Raw genomic sequence first — 19,270 nt, forward strand, 5'->3', positions numbered from 1 at the left:
GCCGGGTGCCGGCCCTGCCTCAGCTCTGGTTGAAGAAGCCGTCGGTGCGGTGCGCCGCCGGTTCCCCGCTGATGATCTCGGTGTCGGCGGGCGTCAGCAGGAACACCCGGTTGGAGACCCGGTCGATCGAGCCGCGCAGCCCGAAGATCAGTCCGGCCGCGAAGTCGACGACGCGCTTGGCGTCGGCCGCCTCCATGGCCGTGAGATTCATGATGACCGGGACCCCCTCCCGGAAGAGTTCGCCGATGGCGCGGGCGTCCCGGAAGCTGTCCGGGGTGACCGTGCCGATCCGGCGGCCCCGCTCCTCGGCCGTGTCCGTGGCCACCTTCACCCGGGGGTCCGTGACCCAGGCGTCTGCGGAGTCGTTCCCCTCGTAGGTGTCGTCGTCGTAGTAGCGCTCGTCATCGTTGTCGTCGACGAGGCCGAGCCACGCACTCGCCTTGCGCACCGATCCCATGGACGCCTCCTCTCACAGCGGTCTGTTCTCTGCTTTCCGCATCCCTATGGTCATCCATGATGCGGACGGTGCGCCAAGTGGATAGACGCCGCGCGGGGGGTTTGTGACGGTACTGGTGCACAGCCGATCCGTCGAGAGCCCTGTTCCCCCAAGGGTCCTGACGCGTATGGCTGCTGACTGTGAGTGAAATACGATTCTTCACGGCACGCGGGTGAACGACGGTGCGTACGGGTGAACCGAGGCGGTTCCGGCGGGTGCCTCGCGGCAGGCCCCTCCGCCGGTACGGCCGGCTCGCCGGGCGCCTCCGACGCGGCGTCAGAGGTCCTGCGGTGCGCGGCAGTCACCCCGCGGGGGCCGTTCGGGCCCATGTGCCCTCTCCTCCCGGCGGGCGGTCGGGGTGCCCGTCCGCGGCCCGTCGGCGCGGCCGGGCGGTGCTCCCGCGCCCGGACCGGGGACGCTTCGTCCGGACCCCGGACCCCGGACCCGGACCCCGGACCGCAGTCCCGCCGTGATCTCCGCCGTGATCTCCGCCATCCCCCGTCATGTCACCTTGCTGTGTGCCCTGCTGACGGCGGTTCAGCCCTCTGTTCAGTCCTCCGTCCGCTCCGTACCGGGGGCGTTGCGTTCTCGTGGCGCCCTCGTGTCCTCCCGCGCCCCGCGCCCCGCGCCGTCCGCCCGCCGCCCTGCTTCCTGCCGCTCCCGGACCGCTGCGTGCGCTCCCCCGTGCGGCGGGCGGGTCCGCCGGCACCGTCTGCTGCGGTGCCCGCCCGGAGTCCGCCGGCCACCTCCCGCGGGGGCGACCGCCCCGCCGCTGCCCGGTGCCCGACATGCCTGATGGACACGCGTGGATTGTCAGACAGTTGAAAACCGCACGGCCGAAAGGAGCTCTTGCGTGGGGCGGCCGGACGGCCGAATACTCACCGCAGCGCTTGTCAGGGACACGGCATGATCCGGGATCCGGAGACGGCTGCCCCCGACTGCGCCTCACGGGCCCCGACCCCACGCGGGCCCCCGACTTCCTTTGTGGAGGAACGAAAAGTGAGGATCAAGCGCACCACTCCCCGCAGCGGCGTCTCGAGACTGACCCGGCTGACCGCCGTCACCTCCGGTCTCGTGGCCGCGGCCGCGATCGCGATCCCCCACGCGAGCGCATCCGGCGCCACCACCTTCAGCTCCGCGCAGCTCAGGAGCGCCGCCGACTCGGTGCTCAAGGCCGACGTCCCGGGCACCGCCTGGGCCGTCGACGGCAAGTCCGGCCGGGTCCTGGTCACCGCCGACAGCACGGTCTCCCAGGCCGAACTGGCGAAGATCAGGAAGCAGGCCGGCGCCAACGCGGGCGCGCTCACCGTCAAGCGCACCCCCGGCCGGTTCAGCAAACTGATATCCGGCGGTGACGCCATCTACGCGAGCAACTGGCGCTGCTCCCTCGGCTTCAACGTCCGCAGCGGCAGCACGTACTACTTCCTGACCGCGGGCCACTGCACCGACGGCGCGGGCACCTGGTGGTCCAACTCCTCCCACAGCACTGTGCTGGGCAGTACGGCCGGGTCCAGCTTCCCGGTCAACGACTACGGCATCGTGCGCTACACGAACTCCGGGGTCAGTCACCCCGGAACCGTCGGCAGCGTCGACATCACCAGCGCCGGCACGCCGAGCGTGGGCACCACGGTCTACCGCCGCGGCTCCACCACCGGCACCCACAGCGGCCGGGTCACCGCGCTCAACGCGACGGTCAACTACGGCGGCGGCGACATCGTCTACGGCCTGATCCAGACCACGGTCTGCGCCGAGCCCGGCGACTCCGGCGGCCCGCTGTACTCCACCAGCGGCATCGCCTACGGCCTGACCTCCGGCGGCAGCGGCAACTGCAGCTGGGGCGGCACGACCTTCTTCCAGCCGGTCACCGAGGCCCTGGCGGCGTACGGCGTCAGCGTCTACTGAGTCTGCTGAGCCGTGCGCGGCATCTGAGGCACCATCGGTTCCCGGCGGGTCCCCGCACGGCGCGCGCCGTGCGGGGACCCACCGCTGCCCGGCCGGGCGGGGGAGCGGTCATCGGTTTGTACGGCGCCGAGGCGTACGGACCGATGACCGCTTCGAGGTCCCGGCGGCCTTCCCGGGGCCGGCGAACGCCTCCTCGCCTTCCCGGCGGAACCGCCGGCCCCCCCCCGCAACGGCCCCCGGCAGCCGCCCCGGGCTGCCGGTGCGCCGGGATCCGGCCAGGACCGGGTCCCGGTCTATCCGGCCAGGACCGGGTCCCGGCCTCCGGCGCCGCTTCGCGCGCGGGGTGTTCTCGGTGCGCATGTCCTGTGGACGCCCGGTGGGCTGCCGTGTCACGCCGGCCCGGTGCCGTCGCCGGGCTCTGCCGGCGGCGCCGCACGGGCCGTCGTCCGCCGTTGCCGCAGGACGGCCGCCGGCATCGCGATCGCGATCCCGGCGAGCGCCCAGACGCCCAGCACCCACAGTGCGCCGGTCATGTCACTGCCGTCGAAGTAGGCGATCGAGCGGGCCGACCAGGTGCCCGCGCCCGGTGGCAGGAACGGGCCGATCGCCTTCCAGAACGGCGGCAGCATCGGCGGGGGGAGGGCGCCGCCCGCGCTGGGGTTGCCCGCGACCACCACCAGCAGGATCGCCAGGCCGATGCCGGCGATGCCGAAGACCTCCTGGAGGGCGAGGGTGGCCGCCCCGACGGCGAAGACGACCAGCGCGCCGAGCCACCACAGGGCCACCACGCCGCCCGGCAGGGCGCCCAGTACGGGCCCGACCACGACCGCGCCACCGAGACCGCCGACGATCGAGGCCAGCGCCATGACGCCGAGCCGGATCGCCGCGCGGGCCGGGTCGGCGGGCCGGGCCCCGGCGCTGACGGCGAGCGCGGAGGCGCACAGGTAGCCGCCGACGCACCAGCCGACGACCAGGTAGAAGGACGACAGGCTGTCGAAGTCCTGGTCGGAGGCCGGTGCGACGTCGACCGTGCGGACGGTGCGGCCCTGGGTCTTCTCCAGGGCGGTGGTGAGGTTCTCCAGCGCGGTGGCGAGGACGGTGCCGCCGCCGGAGGCGACCAGCAGGGTGTCGGTGGTGCCGGCGGGGTCCACCAGGAGGGCGCCGTCGATGTCCCGGTCCCGGATCTGCTGCCGGGCCTCGGCCGCGTCGGCCACCGCGCGCGGGTCCAGCGGAGAGCCCGGCAGCCTCTCCAGCCGGGTCACCGCCTGCTCCGCCGCGGCCGGCGGCGCGACCACCCCGAACGGCACGTCCTCGGGCTCGGGTGCGTGCAGGGCACCCACGTAGGAGGCGATGAACAGCAGCTGGAGGGCGACCACGCCGATCACCAGCAGGGTGGCCCGCCCGGTGACGGCGTCCTTCACCCCGGAGAGAGGGCTCTGTGTCATGTCCCTAACGGTCCGGGGCCGGGGGTGTTTGCGCAGGTGGGAGGCGCCCGAACGGCTGTCGTACACGTGTTCGGGATTTGGTCTATGGTGGGGGTGAGCAGGTTGGGAACGAGTGTTCGAAAGCAGGAGGTGTGGATGCCGGGATTCACGCATCTGCGCACCGCCTCCGGGTTCTCCCTGCGCTACGGCGCCTCGCATCCGGAGCGGCTGGCCGAGCGTGCCGCGGAGCGGGACATGGACGCCCTCGCCCTCACCGACCGCGACACCCTGGCCGGTACGGTCCGCTTCGCCAAGGCCTGCGCCAAGGCCGGCGTCCGCCCGCTGTTCGGGGCGGACCTGGCGGTGGCCCTCCCCGGCACGGCCCCGCCCGGGGAATCCGTACGGGGCGCGGCGGGCGCCCCCGGCCGGGCCGGGGCACGGACCTGGGAGCGGCGGCGCACCCCCGTGCGCGGCGGCGCCTTCGTCGACGAGTCGGCGCCGCGCGCCACCTTCCTCGCCCGGGACGGCGCGCGCGGCTGGGCCGACCTGTGCCGGCTGGTCACCGCGGCCCACACCGCCCCGGACACGCCCCTGCTGCCCTGGCCCGACAACCACGCCGACGGCCTGACCGTGCTGCTCGGACCCGGCTCCGACGTCGGCCGGGCCCTCGCCGCGGGCCGCCCGGACCGTGCGGCCGCGCTGCTCGCCCCCTGGCGCGAGGTGTACGGCGACGCCCTGCGCCTGGAGGCCGTCTGGCACGGCCGCGAGGGCGCCGGCCCCGGCTCCCTGCGGCTGGCCGCCCGCACCGTGGGCCTCGCCGCCGAGCAGGGCGTCCGGCCCGTGCTCAGCAACGCCGTGCGCTACGCCGACCCCGGCCAGGGCCCGGTCGCCGACGTGCTGGACGCCGCCCGCCGGCTGGTCCCGATCGACCCGGCCAAGGAGCTGGACTCCGGCGAGGCCTGGCTGAAGGACGGCGGGGCCATGCTGCGTGCGGCCGAGCGGATCGTGGAGGCCGCGGGCTTCCGCCGGGACACCGCGCACCGCCTGCTGGAGCAGACCCGGGCCACGGCCGCCGCGTGCCTGGTCGACCCCGAGGACCACCTCGGCATGGGCAGCGTCCACTTCCCCGAGCCGCACCTGGTCGGCGCGGGCCGCCGGACCGCCCAGCGGGCGCTCGCCTCCCGGGCGGTGGCGGGCATGGTGCGGCGCGGCTACGGCCGGCGCGACTACTGGGAGCGGATGCACCACGAACTGGAGATCATCGCCCACCACGGCTTCGCCTCCTACTTCCTGACGGTCGCCCAGGTGGTGGACGACGTACGGGAGATGGGCATCCGGGTGGCCGCGCGCGGCTCCGGCGCGGGGTCCCTGGTCAACCACCTCCTCGGCATCGTGCACGCCGACCCGGTCGAGCACGGGCTGCTCATGGAGCGGTTCCTGTCCAAGGAGCGGATCGTGCTGCCCGACATCGACATCGACGTGGAGTCCGCGCGCCGGCTGGAGGTCTACCGGGCGATCATCGCCCGGTTCGGGGCCGAGCGGGTCGCCACCGTCGCGATGCCGGAGACCTACCGGGTCCGCCACGCCGTCCGGGACGTCGGCGCGGCGCTGTCCATGGATCCCGCCGAGACCGACCGGATCGCCAAGTCCTTCCCGCACATCCGTGCCCGCGACGCCCGCGCGGCCCTGGCGGAGCTGCCCGAACTCAGGGCGCTCGCGGGGGAGCGGGAGCGGTACGGGAGGCTGTGGGAGCTGGTCGAGGCCCTCGACGCGCTGCCGCGCGGGATCGCCATGCACCCGTGCGGGGTGCTGCTGTCCGACGCCTCGCTGCTCACCCGTACGCCGGTGATGCCGACCAGCGGCGAGGGCTTCCCCATGTCCCAGTTCGACAAGGACGACGTGGAGGACCTCGGGCTGCTCAAACTGGACGTGCTGGGGGTGCGGATGCAGTCGGCGATGGCGCACGCGGTCGCCGAGGTGGAGCGGGCCACGGGGGAGCGGGTCGACCTGGACGCCGTGCCGCCGGGCGATCCGGCGACGTACCGGCTCATCCGGTCCACCGAGACGCTGGGCTGCTTCCAGATCGAGTCGCCCGGCCAGCGGGACCTGGTGGGGCGGCTCCAGCCGGCCGGCTTCCACGACCTCGTGGTCGACATCTCCCTGTTCCGGCCGGGGCCGGTCGCCGCCGACATGGTGCGGCCGTTCATCGCGGCGCGGCACGGGCGGGCGCCGGTGCGCTGTCCGCACCCGGTCCTGGCGGAGCCGCTGCGGGACACGTACGGGGTCGTGGTCTTCCACGAGCAGATCATCGACATCGTGGCGATCATGACCGGCTGCGGGCGGGGTGAGGCGGACCGGGTGCGGCGCGGGCTGTCCGACCCGGAGTCGCAGGGGCGGATCAAGGTGTGGTTCGCCCAGCACGCGGCGGCTCGCGGCTATGACGCAGAAACGATTCAGCGGACCTGGGAGATCATCGAGGCCTTCGGCTCCTACGGCTTCTGCAAGGCGCACGCCGTCGCCTTCGCGGTGCCCACCTACCAGTCGGCCTGGCTGAAGGCCCATCACCCGGCCGCCTTCTACGCCGGACTGCTCACCCACGACCCCGGCATGTACCCCAAGCGTCTGCTGCTGGCGGACGCGCGGCGGCGGGGGGTGCCGGTGCTGCCGCTGGACGTGAACGCGTCCGGGGTCGCCCACCGTATCGAACTGGTGTCCGAGTCCGGGGTGTGGGGACTGCGCCTCGCCCTCTCCGACGTGCACGGCATCAGCGAGGCCGAGGCCGCGCGGATCGCCGACGGGCAGCCGTACGCCTCCCTGCTCGACTTCTGGGAGCGGGCGCGGCCCAGCCGCCCGGTGGCCGGCCGGCTCGCCCAGGTCGGCGCACTCGACGCCTTCGGCGCCAACCGGCGCGATCTGCAACTGCACCTGACCGAACTGCACCGGGGCGCCCGCAGCGGAGGCGGCGGCCAGCTCCCCCTGGCCGGCGGACGGCGGACCGCGCCCGCCGGACTGCCCGACCTCTCCGACACCGAGCGGCTCAGCGCGGAGCTGGGCGTGCTCTCCATGGACGTCTCCCGCAACCTCATGGACGACCACCGCGCCTTCCTCGACGAGCTGGGCGTGGTCTCCGCCCGCCGACTCCGCGAGGCCCGGCACGGGGACACGGTCCTCGTCGCGGGCGCCAAGGCGGCCACCCAGACCCCGCCGATCCGGTCCGGCAAGCGGGTCATCTTCACCACCCTCGACGACGGTACCGGCCTGGTCGACCTCGCCTTCTTCGACGACTCCCACGACGCCTGCGCCCACACCGTCTTCCACTCCTGGCTGCTGCTGGTGCGCGGAGTGGTCCAGCGGCGCGGTCCGCGCAGCCTCAGCGTGGTCGGCTCCGCCGCCTGGGACCTCGCCGAACTGACCGGACTGCGCGCCGCCGGAGGCCTCGACGAGGTCGCGGCCCGGCTGGCGGAACCCGCGCCCGAGCCGGACGGACCGGGCCCGGACGGCGGGCGGCGCATCCGGCTGCCCACCGGATACGAGATGCACCCGTGGGCCGACCTGCGGCCCGCGGGCCAGGACCCCTCACAGGGGCCCGCGACGGCCAGGAAGCTGTGGCACCAGAGCCCGGGGAGTGCGGGATGACCATCCTCTGCGTACGTTTCCAGCTGCCGCCGGCACGCGAGGCGGCCCTGCCGGACCTGCTCGGCCTGCTGGAGGAGTTCACCCCGGTCGTCCAGGCCCTGCCGCCGGACGGGGCACTGGCCGACCTGGGCGGCGCCGAACGCTACTTCGGACGGGACGCCGTCGCGCTGGCCTCGGTGATCCGGGTCCGGTCGCTCGCCCTGCACGGCGTCGACTGCCTGATCGGCGCCGGGCCCGGACCGATGCTGGCCCGCATGGCGCTGCGCGAGGCCCGTCCCGGCCTGACCCGCGTGGTGCCCGCCGGCGCCGTACGGGAGTTCCTCGCCGGCCGGCCCGTCACCGCGCTGCCCGGCGTCGGCCGGTCCACCGCCCGCACCCTCGGCGAGTACGGCCTCGACACCCTCGGCCGGGTCGCCGCCGCGCCCCTGTCCACGCTGCAGCGCCTGGTCGGCGTACGCAACGCCCGCGATCTGCACGAGAAGGCCTGCGGCGTCGACCGGGGCCGGGTCGTCCCGCACGCCGTCGCCCCCTCCCTCGCCGCCGAACGCCCCTTCCCCCTCGACGAGCTGGACCCCCGTCGGCACCGTCGTGCCCTGCTCTCGGCCGCCGAGGAACTCGGCGCCCGGCTGCGCGCGCTCGACAAGGTCTGCCGCACCCTGAGCCTCACCGTCCGCTACGCCGACGGCTCCGCCACCACCCGCAGCCGCAGGCTGCCGGAGGCGACCGCGCACTCGGCCCGGCTGACCCGGGCGGCGTACGGCATGCACGAGGCACTCGGCCTCCAGCGGGCCCGGGTGCGGGCGGTGGTGCTCCGGGCGGAGGGGCTCGCACCCGCCGGACAGGCCTCCTGGCAGCTCACCTTCGACCCCCTCGACGAGAAGGTCCGCCGTATCGAGGAGGTCGCCGACCGCGCAAGGGCGAAGTTCGGCCCCCGGGCCGTGATGCCGGGAACGCTGGCGGGATGACGACGCCTCCGGCGGGCCACCGCCGTCGCGGGGACGTATACGGACCGGGCGGCCTGAAGCGGTCCGGGGCGGGCGGAGGCCGGTCCGGGGCGTCCGGGGCGGGCGAAGGGGGGCCCGGGACGGCCTGAAGCGGGCGGAGGGGCGGTGGAGGGCGGGCGACGCCAAAATTTTTTACTGACGCGTAACTTCCCTCTTCGGCTACTCGTCCGTAACTTGACGAGTGAACAGCATCCCGTGATCCGGATCACAGGGCGCACGGCAGTCGCCAATCCCTTTGAGCCGCAAGGAGATCACCCGATGCTGCCCTGGAAGCGCGCACTCAGATCCGTTTCCGCCCTGCTCCTGGCCGCCGCGGCCGTCATGGTGCCCGCCACCACCGCGCACGCGGGCACCAGCAGCACCACCACCAGCAGTGGCTGGAACGACTTCTCCTGCAAGCCCTCCACCGCCCACCCCCGCCCCGTCGTACTCGTCCACGGAACGCTCGGCAACTCCGTCGACAACTGGCTCGGTCTCGCCCCCTACCTGACCCACCGGGGCTACTGCGTCTTCTCCCTCGACTACGGCCAGCTGCCCGGCGTCCCCTTCTTCCACGGGCTCGGGCCCATCGACAAGTCGGCCGAGCAGCTCGACGCCTACGTCGACCGGGTGCTCGCCGCGACCGGCGCCGCCGAGGTCGACCTCGTGGGGCACTCGCAGGGCGGCATGATGCCCCGCTACTACCTCAAGTTCCTCGGCGGGGCCGCCGAGGTGAACGCCCTGGTGGGCCTCGCCCCCGACAACCACGGCACCACCCTCGGCGGTCTGACCAGGCTGCTGCCGTACTTCCCGGGCGCCGAGGACCTGCTCGACGCGGCCACACCGGGACTCACCGACCAGATCGCCGGCTCCGCCTTCCTCACCAAGCTCAACCAGGGCGGCGACACCGTCCCCGGCGTCCGCTACACCGTCATCGCCACCAAGTACGACGAGGTGGTCACGCCCTACAGCAGTGGCTGGCTGCAGGGCCCGAACGTGCGCAACGTGCTGCTGCAGGACCTCTGCCCGCTGGACCTGTCGGAGCACGTGGCGATCGGGCTGTTCGACCGGATCGCCTTCCACGAGGTGGCCAACGCGCTGGACCCGGCGCACGCCACCAGGACCACCTGCGCGTCCGTGTTCAGCTGAGTCCGTGTTCAGCTGAGCCTGCAGGCGACTTCGAGCGTGCCGGGGCCTGACCGGCCTGAGCCGCCGGTCAGGCCCCGGAGATCCGCGGTGCGGCCGCCCGGCGGCCGCACCGGGTGCCGGGGACCGGTGCGGATGCTCAGCCGCCGGTCCGGGCGCGGCCGCCGCCCGCCGTGCGCCGCCGGGCCACGGCGAACAGCACCGCCGAACCCAGCGCCAGCGCGGCCGCGCCGCCCATCGCGGCGTAGGCCGTCCCCGCGCCGCCGCCGGTCTCGGCGAGGTTCCGCCCGGCGGCCGCCCGCGGCTCGCCGGTCCCCTCGCCCGTCCCGGTCCCGGTGCCCGCGCCGGAGCCCGCCTCGCCCGCGGAGTCCGGGGCGCCCGCGACCGCGCCGGACCGGACCCCCTGCGGGTGACCCGCGCTGCCCGGGCCGGGGGTGGGCTCGGCGGACGTGCGGGCGTCGTCGTCGCCGTGGCCGTGGTTCTCCACGCCCGACCGGTCGGCGCCGTCCTCGATCTGCTGCTCGGAGGGCGCGGAGGCGCTCGGCGCGGGCGTGGCCCCGGGGCCGGCGGCCGCCCCGGTCCCGGAACCGGAGGCGGCGCCGCCGAAGTCGACGTCCGAGCAGGAGTAGAAGGCCTCCGGGCTGTCCGAGCGCTGCCACACGGCGTACAGCACATGCCGTCCGGAGCGTTCCGGAAGCTCCCCGGAGAACGTGTAGAAGCCGCCCGAGGCCGCCGGGTCGGTGGCCGTCGCGACCGGCGCGGCCAGGTCGAGGTCGTCCCAGGCGAGCGGCTCGGCCGGGTCGTAGCCCGGCTTGGTGAGATACACGGTGAAGGTGCCCCGGTGCGGGGCCGTCACCCGGTACTCGAAGGTGTGCGACCCGCTGCGCACGCCCGTGGCCGGCCAGTCGGTGCGGGCCAGGTCCAGGCCCTTGAACGCGTCGCCGCCGGCACTGCACAGCCGGCCGTCGGGGATCAGCTGCCGGTGCCGGCCGGCCGCGTCGCCGATGCGGATGCCGTTCCAGTCGTACAGCGCCTGGGTGCCGCCCGCCGCCACGGCCGCCGCGCACGCCGCCGACCGCGGCTGCTCGGGACCCTCCGCGTAGCACTGTGCGACCCGGCTGACCGGGTCCCCCATCGAGCCGTGCGCCGCCGCCGGGACGGCGGACAGCGCGGTCAGGGCGAGCGGGGCCAGACCGAGAGCGGTCGCGGTGGCGGCGGCCTTCAGCGGGCGTGCGGGCATCGTCGATCTCCTCCGGGTGGGGGCGGTGCTCAGAAGCTAGCCCCACAGAACCCGGGGACCACCCGCGCGGAGCCCCGGACGGAGATCCTTATGACGCCTTTAAGGCCGGACTAACCATGGGCTCAGGGAGGGGAGCGGGGCACCCCGGATCATCTACGTCCGAGCGGCGCTATAGTCCGTCACAGTCCGAAGCCTGTTCGCGGTTGCACGCCCTTGTTGGCTCCCTGTTTGGCCGCGAGCGCGCCAAGATGTCCCGCCTTGCCGGGGCATGGCTCTGGAGCGGCTCGGCTGAGCGGCAACCACCATTGACGGCTCGGGAGTTCGCTGGACCCCAGCCCGCCCAGGCCATGGGGCGTCGTCGCCGCCAGTCCCGGTTTCCTCGGGAGAAGCAGTGCCCGGCGGCGTGCCTGCCGCGGCGTGGCAGGCACCGAGGGCGCGTCCGGTGCAGCGGGTGGCGTCGGTGTGTGGCTGGTGCCCGGTGCCGGCGGAGGTCGGCCGACGGTTCGAGGTGCCGAGGGTGTCCGTACCGGCGCCCTTCTGGGGCTTGGTTTCGGGCCGCTCCTGACGGGTACCGATACATCGTTTCAAGCCCGCGCCTGGCGCTTCTAAGACGCGTGGTTAGATGTTGAAAAGATCGGGGGGTGTGTGAATCTCACCTCTAGGCAGTGTGCGTTTGTCCTGTTCGGATGGATTGCGATCGTACTCACGGTGGCGTTTGTCGGGTTCGCAGAAACGACGCCCAACAAGGTTGAGAGTCAGCAGGCTTGGCGAGTGGTGCCCCTCTTCCTTCCTGCTTGGGGACTTTTGAGTATTCTCTATGCTCTTTTTGGGTGGATGCAGGATGTCAAGCTCCGAGAAGAGAATATCCGTAAGAGAGTTCAGAAGGAACGCGTTGAGCGTGGAGAGATGGAGTGGAGTCCCTACACGTGTGTACGCTTGACGAGCCGTGAAATGCGTCGTCTGCTTGCAGAGAACTATGAGATGGAACCTCGCCCTGTGAGAGGTGAAAGTCGAACGTCACCGCCACCGTCATCCCCGAGTGGGCGACCGAAGCTCACGGTCGTCACCGAAATCGCGGGAATCATCAGTATGTTTCTCGCGCTTCTTGCGTTCTGGGTGACGAACTAACGCGCGTGCGCGGCTTGCACGCTGGTGGCGCAGCTGCGGATCCAAGCGGCGCGGAGCAGAGGTGCTCGCGTCTGTGCGGCGCGCAGGAGTCGGGCACGATCATGCCATGAGGAATGTCGTCCAAGTTTCAGTCGGAGCGTTTCAGATCAATGGTTGAAACATCTGATCCGGGATGTCGGCATCCTTATCAAATGCACTCACGATCGACCGGCGTTCTGTCGCCCCAGAGTCATCTCTGGTCATTTCGCTAGGAGTCCTGCACCTGACACCTTCGGCTCTGTACCGTAGCGCGGTGGTATTCCATGCACTCCTCGTGAAAATGTCGAGCACTCATGCATGGAAAAGAACGCCCTACGACGAGGACCTTAGGAGGTCCCGTGAGTCATCTCGCGAGATGGATACCGCTACGACTGCTTACGGCGCTCGGGCTCGTGTTCATGGGCCTGGAAACCCTGGCTCAGGCTCCCGCCCATGCAGCGACCAACACCGAGTCTGCCACCGTCGCCATGCCGTTCGACGGCAGGTGGGCGTGGGGGAACGACTCGCCGGCTGAACCGTGGGACGACAACGGGGACAGCCACCCCGTCGCACACGAACTGTGGAGCTTCAGCAACTCGGCGGGATGGGGAACCGACCTCTATCCTCCTGCCAACACGTCGACGGACGTGAAGCTGCGCGTGGACGGAACAGGACCGGTCACGTTCTCGAACGTAACTACGTGGCCGTCGCGTTGTGGCGAGGGAGTCAAGTTTGCCGTCAAGGTGAACGGCGTGGAGGTTGGCCAGCTGGCCTTTGCGCACCTCGTCGACGCGCCGACTTCCGTCTCGAACAACACGGTGATCGGGCAGGTGGAGACCACTTGTGGGGCCTGGACCGATCACCTTCACTTCGAAGCCGTCAATGAGCAGGTCAACTACTCCTGCTACACCGACTACGGTTCCCCTGGAACTCAGGTTTCCCAAGGCCACAGCCTCGGCAGGATCGGTTCGGACAATACCGGCGCCAAGGAAGCCTGCCCGGCTTCACCCTCTGTCGGCGCAGGGAACCTCCTTCAGGCCGGCTCCATGGAGAACGGGGAGACCTGGAGCACCAAGGACGGCGGCAACGTCACCAATCGCACCAGCTCATATGGTCTTCCCCGCGACGGAGGTCGCTTTCTCACGGCCAATGACGGTGGTAGCGGTGGCTCCATCTACAAGGACATTCCCGGAGCCGTCGAAGAGGGAGAGCGCTTCACGGTCAGCGCATGGGTGCATTCGAACGGATCTGGCTCCGTAGCCACTGGCCGGGTGACAATCTTCCTGCGTGGCGGTGACGGTGCAACCGTCGAGTCACGATCGGTGAAATACGCCACCGGTTACGGCTGGAATCTTGTCCAGGCTACCGTCGACGCCAACGAGAGCCACCACAACGGCATCCGCGTCCAAGTTTACCCGGGCAGCGGGATCACGCGATTGGACACGGTGAGCGTCACTCGCTCACTCCTCCAGGCGGGTTCCATGGAAAACGGAGAGACCTGGAACACCATGAACGGCGGTAATGCCACCAATCGTTCATTGTCGGACGGCTCCCCGTACGACGGCAACCGTTTCCAGACCATCAATTCCGGCGGCACCAGCGGTTCCATCTACAAGGACATCGCCGTTGATGTCGAACAAGGGGAGCGCTTCACCGTCAGTGCGTGGCTCCGATCCTACAATCCCGGCACCACCGCAGCGGGCACGGCCCAGATCTTCCTGCGTGGCGGCAGCGGTGCAACCATCGAGTCGCGCCCGGTGCAATACAGCGCCGGGGACGACTGGATGCTCGTCCAAGCCACTGTTGACGCCAACCAGGCTCACCCCAACGGAATCCGCGTGCAGTTCTATCCAGCCAACGGGTCGCCAGTTGTGGCAATCGACACAGTGAGCGTCACTCGCTCACTCCTTCGGGCCGGCTCCATGGAGAACGGGGAGACCTGGAGCATCAAGGACGGCGGCAACGTCACCAATCGCACCAGCTCATATGGTCTTCCCCGCGACGGAGGTCGCTTTCTCACGGCCAATGACGGTGGTAGCGGTGGCTCCATCTACAAGGACATTCCCGGAGCCGTCGAAGAGGGAGAGCGCTTCACGGTCACTCTATGGGTGAAGGCATACACCTCCACGGCCAACGGCAGTGCGCAGGTATTCCTGCGAGGTGGTGGCGGCGCATCCGTCGAGGCGCGTTCGGTGACATACAGCGTCGACGGCCACGGCTGGGTTCCCCTGCAGGCCACCATCGATGCCACCCAGCGTCACCCCAACGGAATCCGCGTCCAGGTCTACCCCGGCAACGGAATCACAGCTGTCGACGCAGTCAGCGTCGGCTGACCTCGCGCTCTCACCGCCTTGCCTCGGACGCGTACATATCCGCAGGGTGAGGGGGCTTCTGGTAGGAGTGGCGACACCAGACCTCTGTCGTTTCTCGTGATCGGCCGGGAATGATCACATGGGCCCGAGGGGCGCCGGTGGTCGGTTCATGGTCCGTGCCTGACGGCACAGACTCTCGGCGATGTCGTCCCGTCCCGACGGGCGGAGCGCGCCGATGGCGAGGGTCCGTGGAGGCGGTCTGCGGGGCGCTGGCGGTCCGCGGGAGCCAAGGGATGGCCACCGCGCCTTTAAGGGAGGGCTCAGGCTGTGCTGAGACGGCGCCCGGCCGGCTCCCCGCGGGCGGTGACGCGGACCGGAGAGGCGCGCGGAACGGCCGGCGCCCCGGAACCCGTGATGCGGGTGCCGGGGCGCCGGGTGCGGCTCAGGGGCCCTCGGGCCACCAGGTCCGTGCGATGTCTCTTCTGACCTCCGGGCGCTCCGCGGGGCGCTCCTCGGTCTCCTCGCGGGTCCGGCGGGCCTCCGTCCGCTTCAGGGGCTTTCGCACTGTGACTCGGCGCATGGCTGCCTCCTTCAGTGCCTACCGCATTCCGTGTCCGCACGGAGGTAGACCCTTTCGGGGAGCGTTCCTCATCACGACCGCCCTGTCTGTGACGCCCGTCACGCACCGGAGGGTGCCGGTCCGGTGACACCGGGTCGCGGGCCGGGGTCCAGCAGGGCGTCGAAGGTGCCCGCGCGGGCCCGCCCGTGCAGGTCGTCGAGCGCCGCCACGGCCGCGGCGGCCGCCGCCGGATCCCTCCCGGCCAGGCCACTCGCCTCGAACTCGTCCTCGTCCAGCCGCCGTACGTCCGTGCCGTCGGCGGAGCGCCACAGGTCCAGGTCGAGGTCCTCGGCGGTCAGTTCGCCGCCGGAGAGGACGGCGGGGCGGGTGATGTCGCAGTACCAGCCCTTGAGGACGCCTCGAGCGTCACGTACCTCCTTGACGGAGTACCAGCGGTCCCGCCAGTAGTGCTCGGTGAACACGTCACCCGGCTCGAAGCGTACGAAGCCGAAGTCGCGGACGGTCTCCCCGGCCCAGCGGGCGCGCACCGCCAGGTGCGTGCCGTCGTCGGACAGCAGCACCGCCGGGTAGCGGATCTTCGTACGGCCCGCCTTGCGCAGCACCACGGTCACCTCGCGGCCGCCGTCAGCCGAGTTCGCGGACATGGCGCACCTCCGTCGCGCACACCTGGTAGCCGAACCAGGTGTTGATCGTCAGCATCGGCAGGTTTCCGGCGTCGTTGCCGGTGAACGCCTCCGTGCAGCCGGCCGCGCGGGCGCGGTGCAGGGAGTGGTTCTTGACCAGCTTGCCCAGACCGCGGCCGCGGTGCGCGCGGGCGGTGCCGGTCATCCCGCTGGCATAGCGGCCGGCGCCGTCGGTACGGGCCGCGGTGAACGCGGCCGGGCGGCCGTCGACGAGCGCGACGACGGTCAGGTCCGGGTCGTTCAGCGGGTGCCGCCAGGTCTCCCGGAGCCAGGCCTCGTAGTCGGTCGGCGCGGTGGCCGTGTCGCCCGGCTCGTCCGCGCTCGTCTCCGCGTCCAGCGCGAACAGCGGCCGGGGGTCGGCCGCGAAGTCGGCGGCCGTCCGCAGCTCCACTCCGGGCGGTGCCTCGCGCAGCGGCGGCAGCGGGGTGTGTGCCAGGTCCAGCCGCAGGAAGTGCGCCGTCCGGCCGGCCCGATAGCCGTGCCGTTCGGCGAACGCGCGGTTGCCGGGCTCGTCCAGTACCCAGGACAGCAGCCGTCTCGCGCCGTCCGTGGCGAGCCGCTCCTGTGCCGTGCGCACCAGCAGCGATCCCGCGCCGCGGCCGGTGCGGTCCGGGTGCACGTACACGTTGAGGTACCCCTGACCGGGCTGCGGGCTGTGGTGCAGCAGTCCGGTCTGCGCGGTTCCGATGATCTCGCCGTCCTGCTCGGCGAGGAGCGGCCGGCAGCGGGCCTCGGCCGGCAGCCGGGCCAGCTCGTGGGCGAGCGAGTCCGCGGTGACGAGGTGGAACGGGAGGGCGGCGTGCCGGACGGCGGCGAAGCCCTGGAGATCGGCCCGGACCTCCGGGCGGACCTCACGCACGATGACGGTCATGGGGCCGCACGCTACGGTCGCGGCGCGCCTTCGCGCCGCTCATTTTCCTCCGCCGGTGCGGGACAATCGCCCTGTGACGTTGACGATCCACATCGAGGACGGCGGGGCACCGCCGTACGAGCAGGTACGGGCGCAGGTCTCCGAACAGGCGCGGTCCGGGGTGCTTCCGGTGGGCCACCGGCTGCCGACGGTCCGGGGGCTGGCCGAGTCGCTGGGGCTCGCGGCGAACACGGTGGCCAAGGCCTACCGGGTGCTGGAGCGCGACGGGGTGATCGAGACACGGGGCCGCAACGGCACGTTCGTGGCGGCCGCCGGCTCGGCCGTCGCGCGTGAACTGGCTTCCGAGGCAAGGGCGTTCGCCGAGCGGGCGCGGCGGCTCGGCGCCTCCCGGGAGGAGGCCCTGGCCGCGGTGCGGGACGCCCTGCGAGCCGCCTACGAGGCGTAGCCGCCTCCCGTCCCGCCTCCTCGGCGCCCGCGGCCCCGCGTGCCTCGTCCCGCCTTCTCGTCCCGCCTTCTCGTCCCGCCTTCCTCGTCCCGCGTGCCTCGTCCCGCGTGCCTCGGACCGTGCCGCTGAGCGGCCCGGTCCCGGCCACCCGGCCAGGGTCTGGAGGACCGGCGGCCCCGGGCGCGTCCCGGCCGGCGGGTGAGGCCGCTTGAGCTCCGCCGTGGGTGCCGCCGTGCGACGCCCGTCGACCGCGGCGCCGTCGTGGCCGGTCGCGGGGTTCCCCGCGCCTCTCAGGGGCGCCGCCCGGCCGGGGACGGCCTCGTCCGGCCCCGCTCAGGCCCGCGCGACCTCCCCAGGGGTGCGGGTCGGGGCGAGGTGGGCGTGCTCCGCCGCGCGTGCGAACGCGTGTGCGTCGGCCACCGCCGCCCCGTGCGGGTCGTTGTTGAAGTACGCGTACACGTCCTCGCCGTCGTCCCAGGCGCGGGCGATCCGGTCGGCCCATGTCCGCAGGGACTGCCGGCCGTAGCGGGGCCACGGCCGGGCGCGGCCCTCGTGGAAGCGGACGTACCCCCAGTCCGCGGTCCGCCACAGCGGTGCCGCCGGCCGGGCCCGCACGTCGGACCAGCACAGGGCCGCCCGGTGCCGCTGGAGGACCGCGCGCACCCCGGGCGTCCACCAGGAGTCGTGGCGGGGCTCGACCGCGACGCGGACCCGTGCCGGGAAGCAGGCCAGGCAGGCGTCCAGCAGGCCGCTGTCCGCGCGCAGGGTCGGCGGGAGCTGGAGGAGCACCGGGCCCAGCCGGTCGCCGAGGCCCGCGGCGTGGTCCAGGAGCCGGTGGACCGGTTCCCCCGGGTCCTTCAGCCGCTTGACGTGGCTGAGGTAGCGGCTGGCCTTCACGGCGACCACGAAGTCCGCCGGCAGCCGGTCCCGCCACGCCGCGAAGTTCTCCCGGGTCGGCAGCCGGTAGAACGCGTTGTTGACCTCGACCGTCGCGAACCGGGCGGCGTACTCCTCCAGCCACCGCCGCACCGGCACCCCGGCCGGGTACAGGACGCCGCGCCAGTCCTTGTACTGCCAGCCCGACGTGCCGACATACAGGGTCACCCCTCCATCAAAGCACTCACCGCCGGCACCTCACAGGTACAGTCCCGCGTCCGCGCCGGTCCGCGGCTCCGGCAGCGCGGTGGGGGAGGTGCCCCGCCGCAGTGCGTACAGCTCGGCCAGCGTCGCGCCGTCGCGGCCCACGCCCTCGTCGGTGCCCAGCCAGCGCACCGCCTCCGCGCGGGACAGCCGGTCCACCTCGATCCGGGCCAGGCAGCGGCCGGGCCGCACCACGGCGGGGTGCAGACGCTCCAGGTCCTCGTTGGTGGTGACGCCCACCAGCACGTTCCGGCCCTGCCCGAGCAGGCCGTCGGTGAGGTTCAGCAGCCGCGACAGGGCCTGGCCGGCCATGTGCCGGGCCTCCCCGCGGATCAGCTCGTCGCAGTCCTCCAGCAGCAGCAGCCGCCAGCGGCCGCCCGCGGCGTCGTCCTCGCCGATCGCGATGTCCATCAGATAGCCGACGTCGCCGAACAGCCGCTCCGGGTCCAGGACGCAGTCCACCTGGCACCAGTCCCGCCAGGACCGGGCCAGCGTGCGCAGCGCGGACGTCTTGCCGGTGCCCGGCGGCCCGTGCAGCAGGAGCAGCCGGCCTGCGATGTCCTGCGGTGTGGTCTTCATCAGGCGGTCCATCGCGTCCGCCACCGGCGCCGTGTAGTTGGGCCGCACCTCTTCCCAGGTGCCCGCCGAGATCTGCCGCGTGGTGCGGTGCGGGCCCCGCCGCGGGGAGACGTACCAGAAGCCCATCGTCACGTTCTCCGGCTGGGGTTCGGGCTCGTCGGCGGCGCCGTCCGTGGCCCGGTCCAGCACGTCCGCGGCGAGTTCGGCGGTGGTCGCCGTCACCGTGACGTCCGCGCCCCGGCTCCAGCGGGACACCAGCAGGGTCCAGCCGTCGCCCTCGGCGAGGGTCGCGCTGCGGTCGTCGTCACGTGCCATCCGCAGCACCCGGGCCCCTGCGGGCAGCAGGGTCGCTCCGGACCGCACCCGTTCGATGTTCGCGGCGTGTGCGTACGGCTGCTCGCCCGTCGCGAAGCGGCCGAGGAACAGCGCGTCGACCACGTCGGAGGGGGAGTCGGAGTCGTCCACGGCGAGCCGGATCGGCAGGGCGTCCTGCGGCTGAGCTGACATGCCGCCATGATCCGCCACGGATGCCCGGTGTGCACCCGGTTTCCCCGGGACCGGTCCGCCGGCACCGCGGATCCGGCCGGACGGCGCGGCGGGACCGCGCGTGGGGGTGTCCCCCGTCAGCGTGCGGTGCCCGGCGGTCACGGGGTCCAGCCAAGGTGAGTCCAAAAGCCGCCACGGGAT

The 19,270-nt window shown here is 72.6% G+C and carries 14 protein-coding genes; 6 read left to right on the plus strand and 8 right to left on the minus strand.

Features of this window, described 5'->3' with window-relative positions; translation table 11 throughout:
* Nucleotides 1-19 precede the first annotated feature (19 nt).
* A complete protein-coding gene (locus AC5K6T_RS07400) occupies nucleotides 20-457 on the minus strand; it encodes a cell division protein SepF (protein ID WP_493206682.1) in 438 nt (145 codons plus the stop codon).
* A gap of 1,038 nt (nucleotides 458-1,495) precedes the next feature.
* Here AC5K6T_RS07400 and AC5K6T_RS07405 point away from each other — a divergent pair.
* Nucleotides 1,496-2,398, plus strand: a complete 903-nt coding sequence (locus tag AC5K6T_RS07405) for a S1 family peptidase (protein ID WP_493206684.1) — start codon at nucleotides 1,496-1,498, stop codon at nucleotides 2,396-2,398.
* Nucleotides 2,399-2,787: 389 nt separating this feature from the next.
* On the opposite strand, the gene AC5K6T_RS07410 is transcribed toward AC5K6T_RS07405, so the two are convergent.
* Nucleotides 2,788-3,843, minus strand: a complete 1,056-nt coding sequence (locus AC5K6T_RS07410; protein WP_493206686.1) for a DUF3533 domain-containing protein — start codon at nucleotides 3,841-3,843, stop codon at nucleotides 2,788-2,790.
* Between the two features lie 135 nt (nucleotides 3,844-3,978).
* Here AC5K6T_RS07410 and AC5K6T_RS07415 point away from each other — a divergent pair, with 135 nt between their 5' ends.
* From AC5K6T_RS07415 to AC5K6T_RS07425, 3 genes are all read left to right on the plus strand, one after another.
* Nucleotides 3,979-7,458 (plus strand): DNA polymerase III subunit alpha, encoded by a 3,480-nt coding sequence (locus AC5K6T_RS07415; RefSeq protein ID WP_493206688.1) that lies wholly within the window; start codon nucleotides 3,979-3,981, stop codon nucleotides 7,456-7,458.
* Entirely contained in the window at nucleotides 7,455-8,423 is a 969-nt protein-coding gene (locus AC5K6T_RS07420) for a DNA polymerase Y family protein (RefSeq protein WP_493206690.1), read from the plus strand. Before AC5K6T_RS07415 ends, AC5K6T_RS07420 begins: the two co-directional genes overlap by 4 nt.
* A gap of 297 nt (nucleotides 8,424-8,720) precedes the next feature.
* A complete protein-coding gene (locus tag AC5K6T_RS07425) occupies nucleotides 8,721-9,590 on the plus strand; it encodes an esterase/lipase family protein (RefSeq protein ID WP_493206692.1) in 870 nt (289 codons plus the stop codon).
* Between the two features lie 136 nt (nucleotides 9,591-9,726).
* Here AC5K6T_RS07425 and AC5K6T_RS07430 read toward each other — a convergent pair whose 3' ends face one another.
* Nucleotides 9,727-10,827 carry a lytic polysaccharide monooxygenase auxiliary activity family 9 protein gene (locus tag AC5K6T_RS07430; RefSeq protein ID WP_493206694.1) on the minus strand — a complete coding sequence of 367 codons (1,101 nt, stop codon included), beginning with the start codon at nucleotides 10,825-10,827 and terminating at the stop codon, nucleotides 9,727-9,729.
* A 1,505-nt stretch (nucleotides 10,828-12,332) separates the two neighbouring features.
* On the opposite strand from AC5K6T_RS07430, the gene AC5K6T_RS07435 reads away from it, so the two are divergent.
* The gene (locus AC5K6T_RS07435) at nucleotides 12,333-14,306 is read left to right on the plus strand and encodes a carbohydrate binding domain-containing protein (RefSeq protein ID WP_493206696.1); all 1,974 of its coding nucleotides are present in this window, start codon (nucleotides 12,333-12,335) and stop codon (nucleotides 14,304-14,306) included.
* Between the two features lie 421 nt (nucleotides 14,307-14,727).
* Here AC5K6T_RS07435 and AC5K6T_RS07440 read toward each other — a convergent pair whose 3' ends face one another.
* The 3 genes from AC5K6T_RS07440 to AC5K6T_RS07450 form a co-directional block, all read right to left on the minus strand.
* A complete protein-coding gene (locus tag AC5K6T_RS07440; protein ID WP_493206698.1) occupies nucleotides 14,728-14,865 on the minus strand; it encodes a hypothetical protein in 138 nt (45 codons plus the stop codon).
* A 98-nt stretch (nucleotides 14,866-14,963) separates the two neighbouring features.
* Nucleotides 14,964-15,509, minus strand: a complete 546-nt coding sequence (locus tag AC5K6T_RS07445; RefSeq protein WP_493206700.1) for a ribonuclease FAU-1 family protein — start codon at nucleotides 15,507-15,509, stop codon at nucleotides 14,964-14,966.
* Nucleotides 15,490-16,419, minus strand: a complete 930-nt coding sequence (locus AC5K6T_RS07450; protein ID WP_493206702.1) for a GNAT family N-acetyltransferase — start codon at nucleotides 16,417-16,419, stop codon at nucleotides 15,490-15,492. The genes AC5K6T_RS07445 and AC5K6T_RS07450 overlap by 20 nt, the downstream gene beginning before the upstream one ends.
* A gap of 73 nt (nucleotides 16,420-16,492) precedes the next feature.
* On the opposite strand from AC5K6T_RS07450, the gene AC5K6T_RS07455 reads away from it, so the two are divergent.
* Nucleotides 16,493-16,864 (plus strand): GntR family transcriptional regulator, encoded by a 372-nt coding sequence (locus AC5K6T_RS07455; protein WP_493206704.1) that lies wholly within the window; start codon nucleotides 16,493-16,495, stop codon nucleotides 16,862-16,864.
* Between the two features lie 333 nt (nucleotides 16,865-17,197).
* On the opposite strand, the gene AC5K6T_RS07460 is transcribed toward AC5K6T_RS07455, so the two are convergent.
* Nucleotides 17,198-17,968, minus strand: coding sequence for a DUF72 domain-containing protein (locus tag AC5K6T_RS07460; protein WP_493206706.1), 771 nt, complete (start codon nucleotides 17,966-17,968; stop codon nucleotides 17,198-17,200).
* 30 nt (nucleotides 17,969-17,998) lie between these two features.
* Complete coding sequence (locus AC5K6T_RS07465) at nucleotides 17,999-19,090, minus strand: DUF5925 domain-containing protein (protein ID WP_493206708.1); 1,092 nt, start codon at nucleotides 19,088-19,090, stop codon at nucleotides 17,999-18,001.
* Nucleotides 19,091-19,270: the final 180 nt, after the last annotated feature.

This window comes from Streptomyces sp. B8-7, from assembly GCF_058833805.1.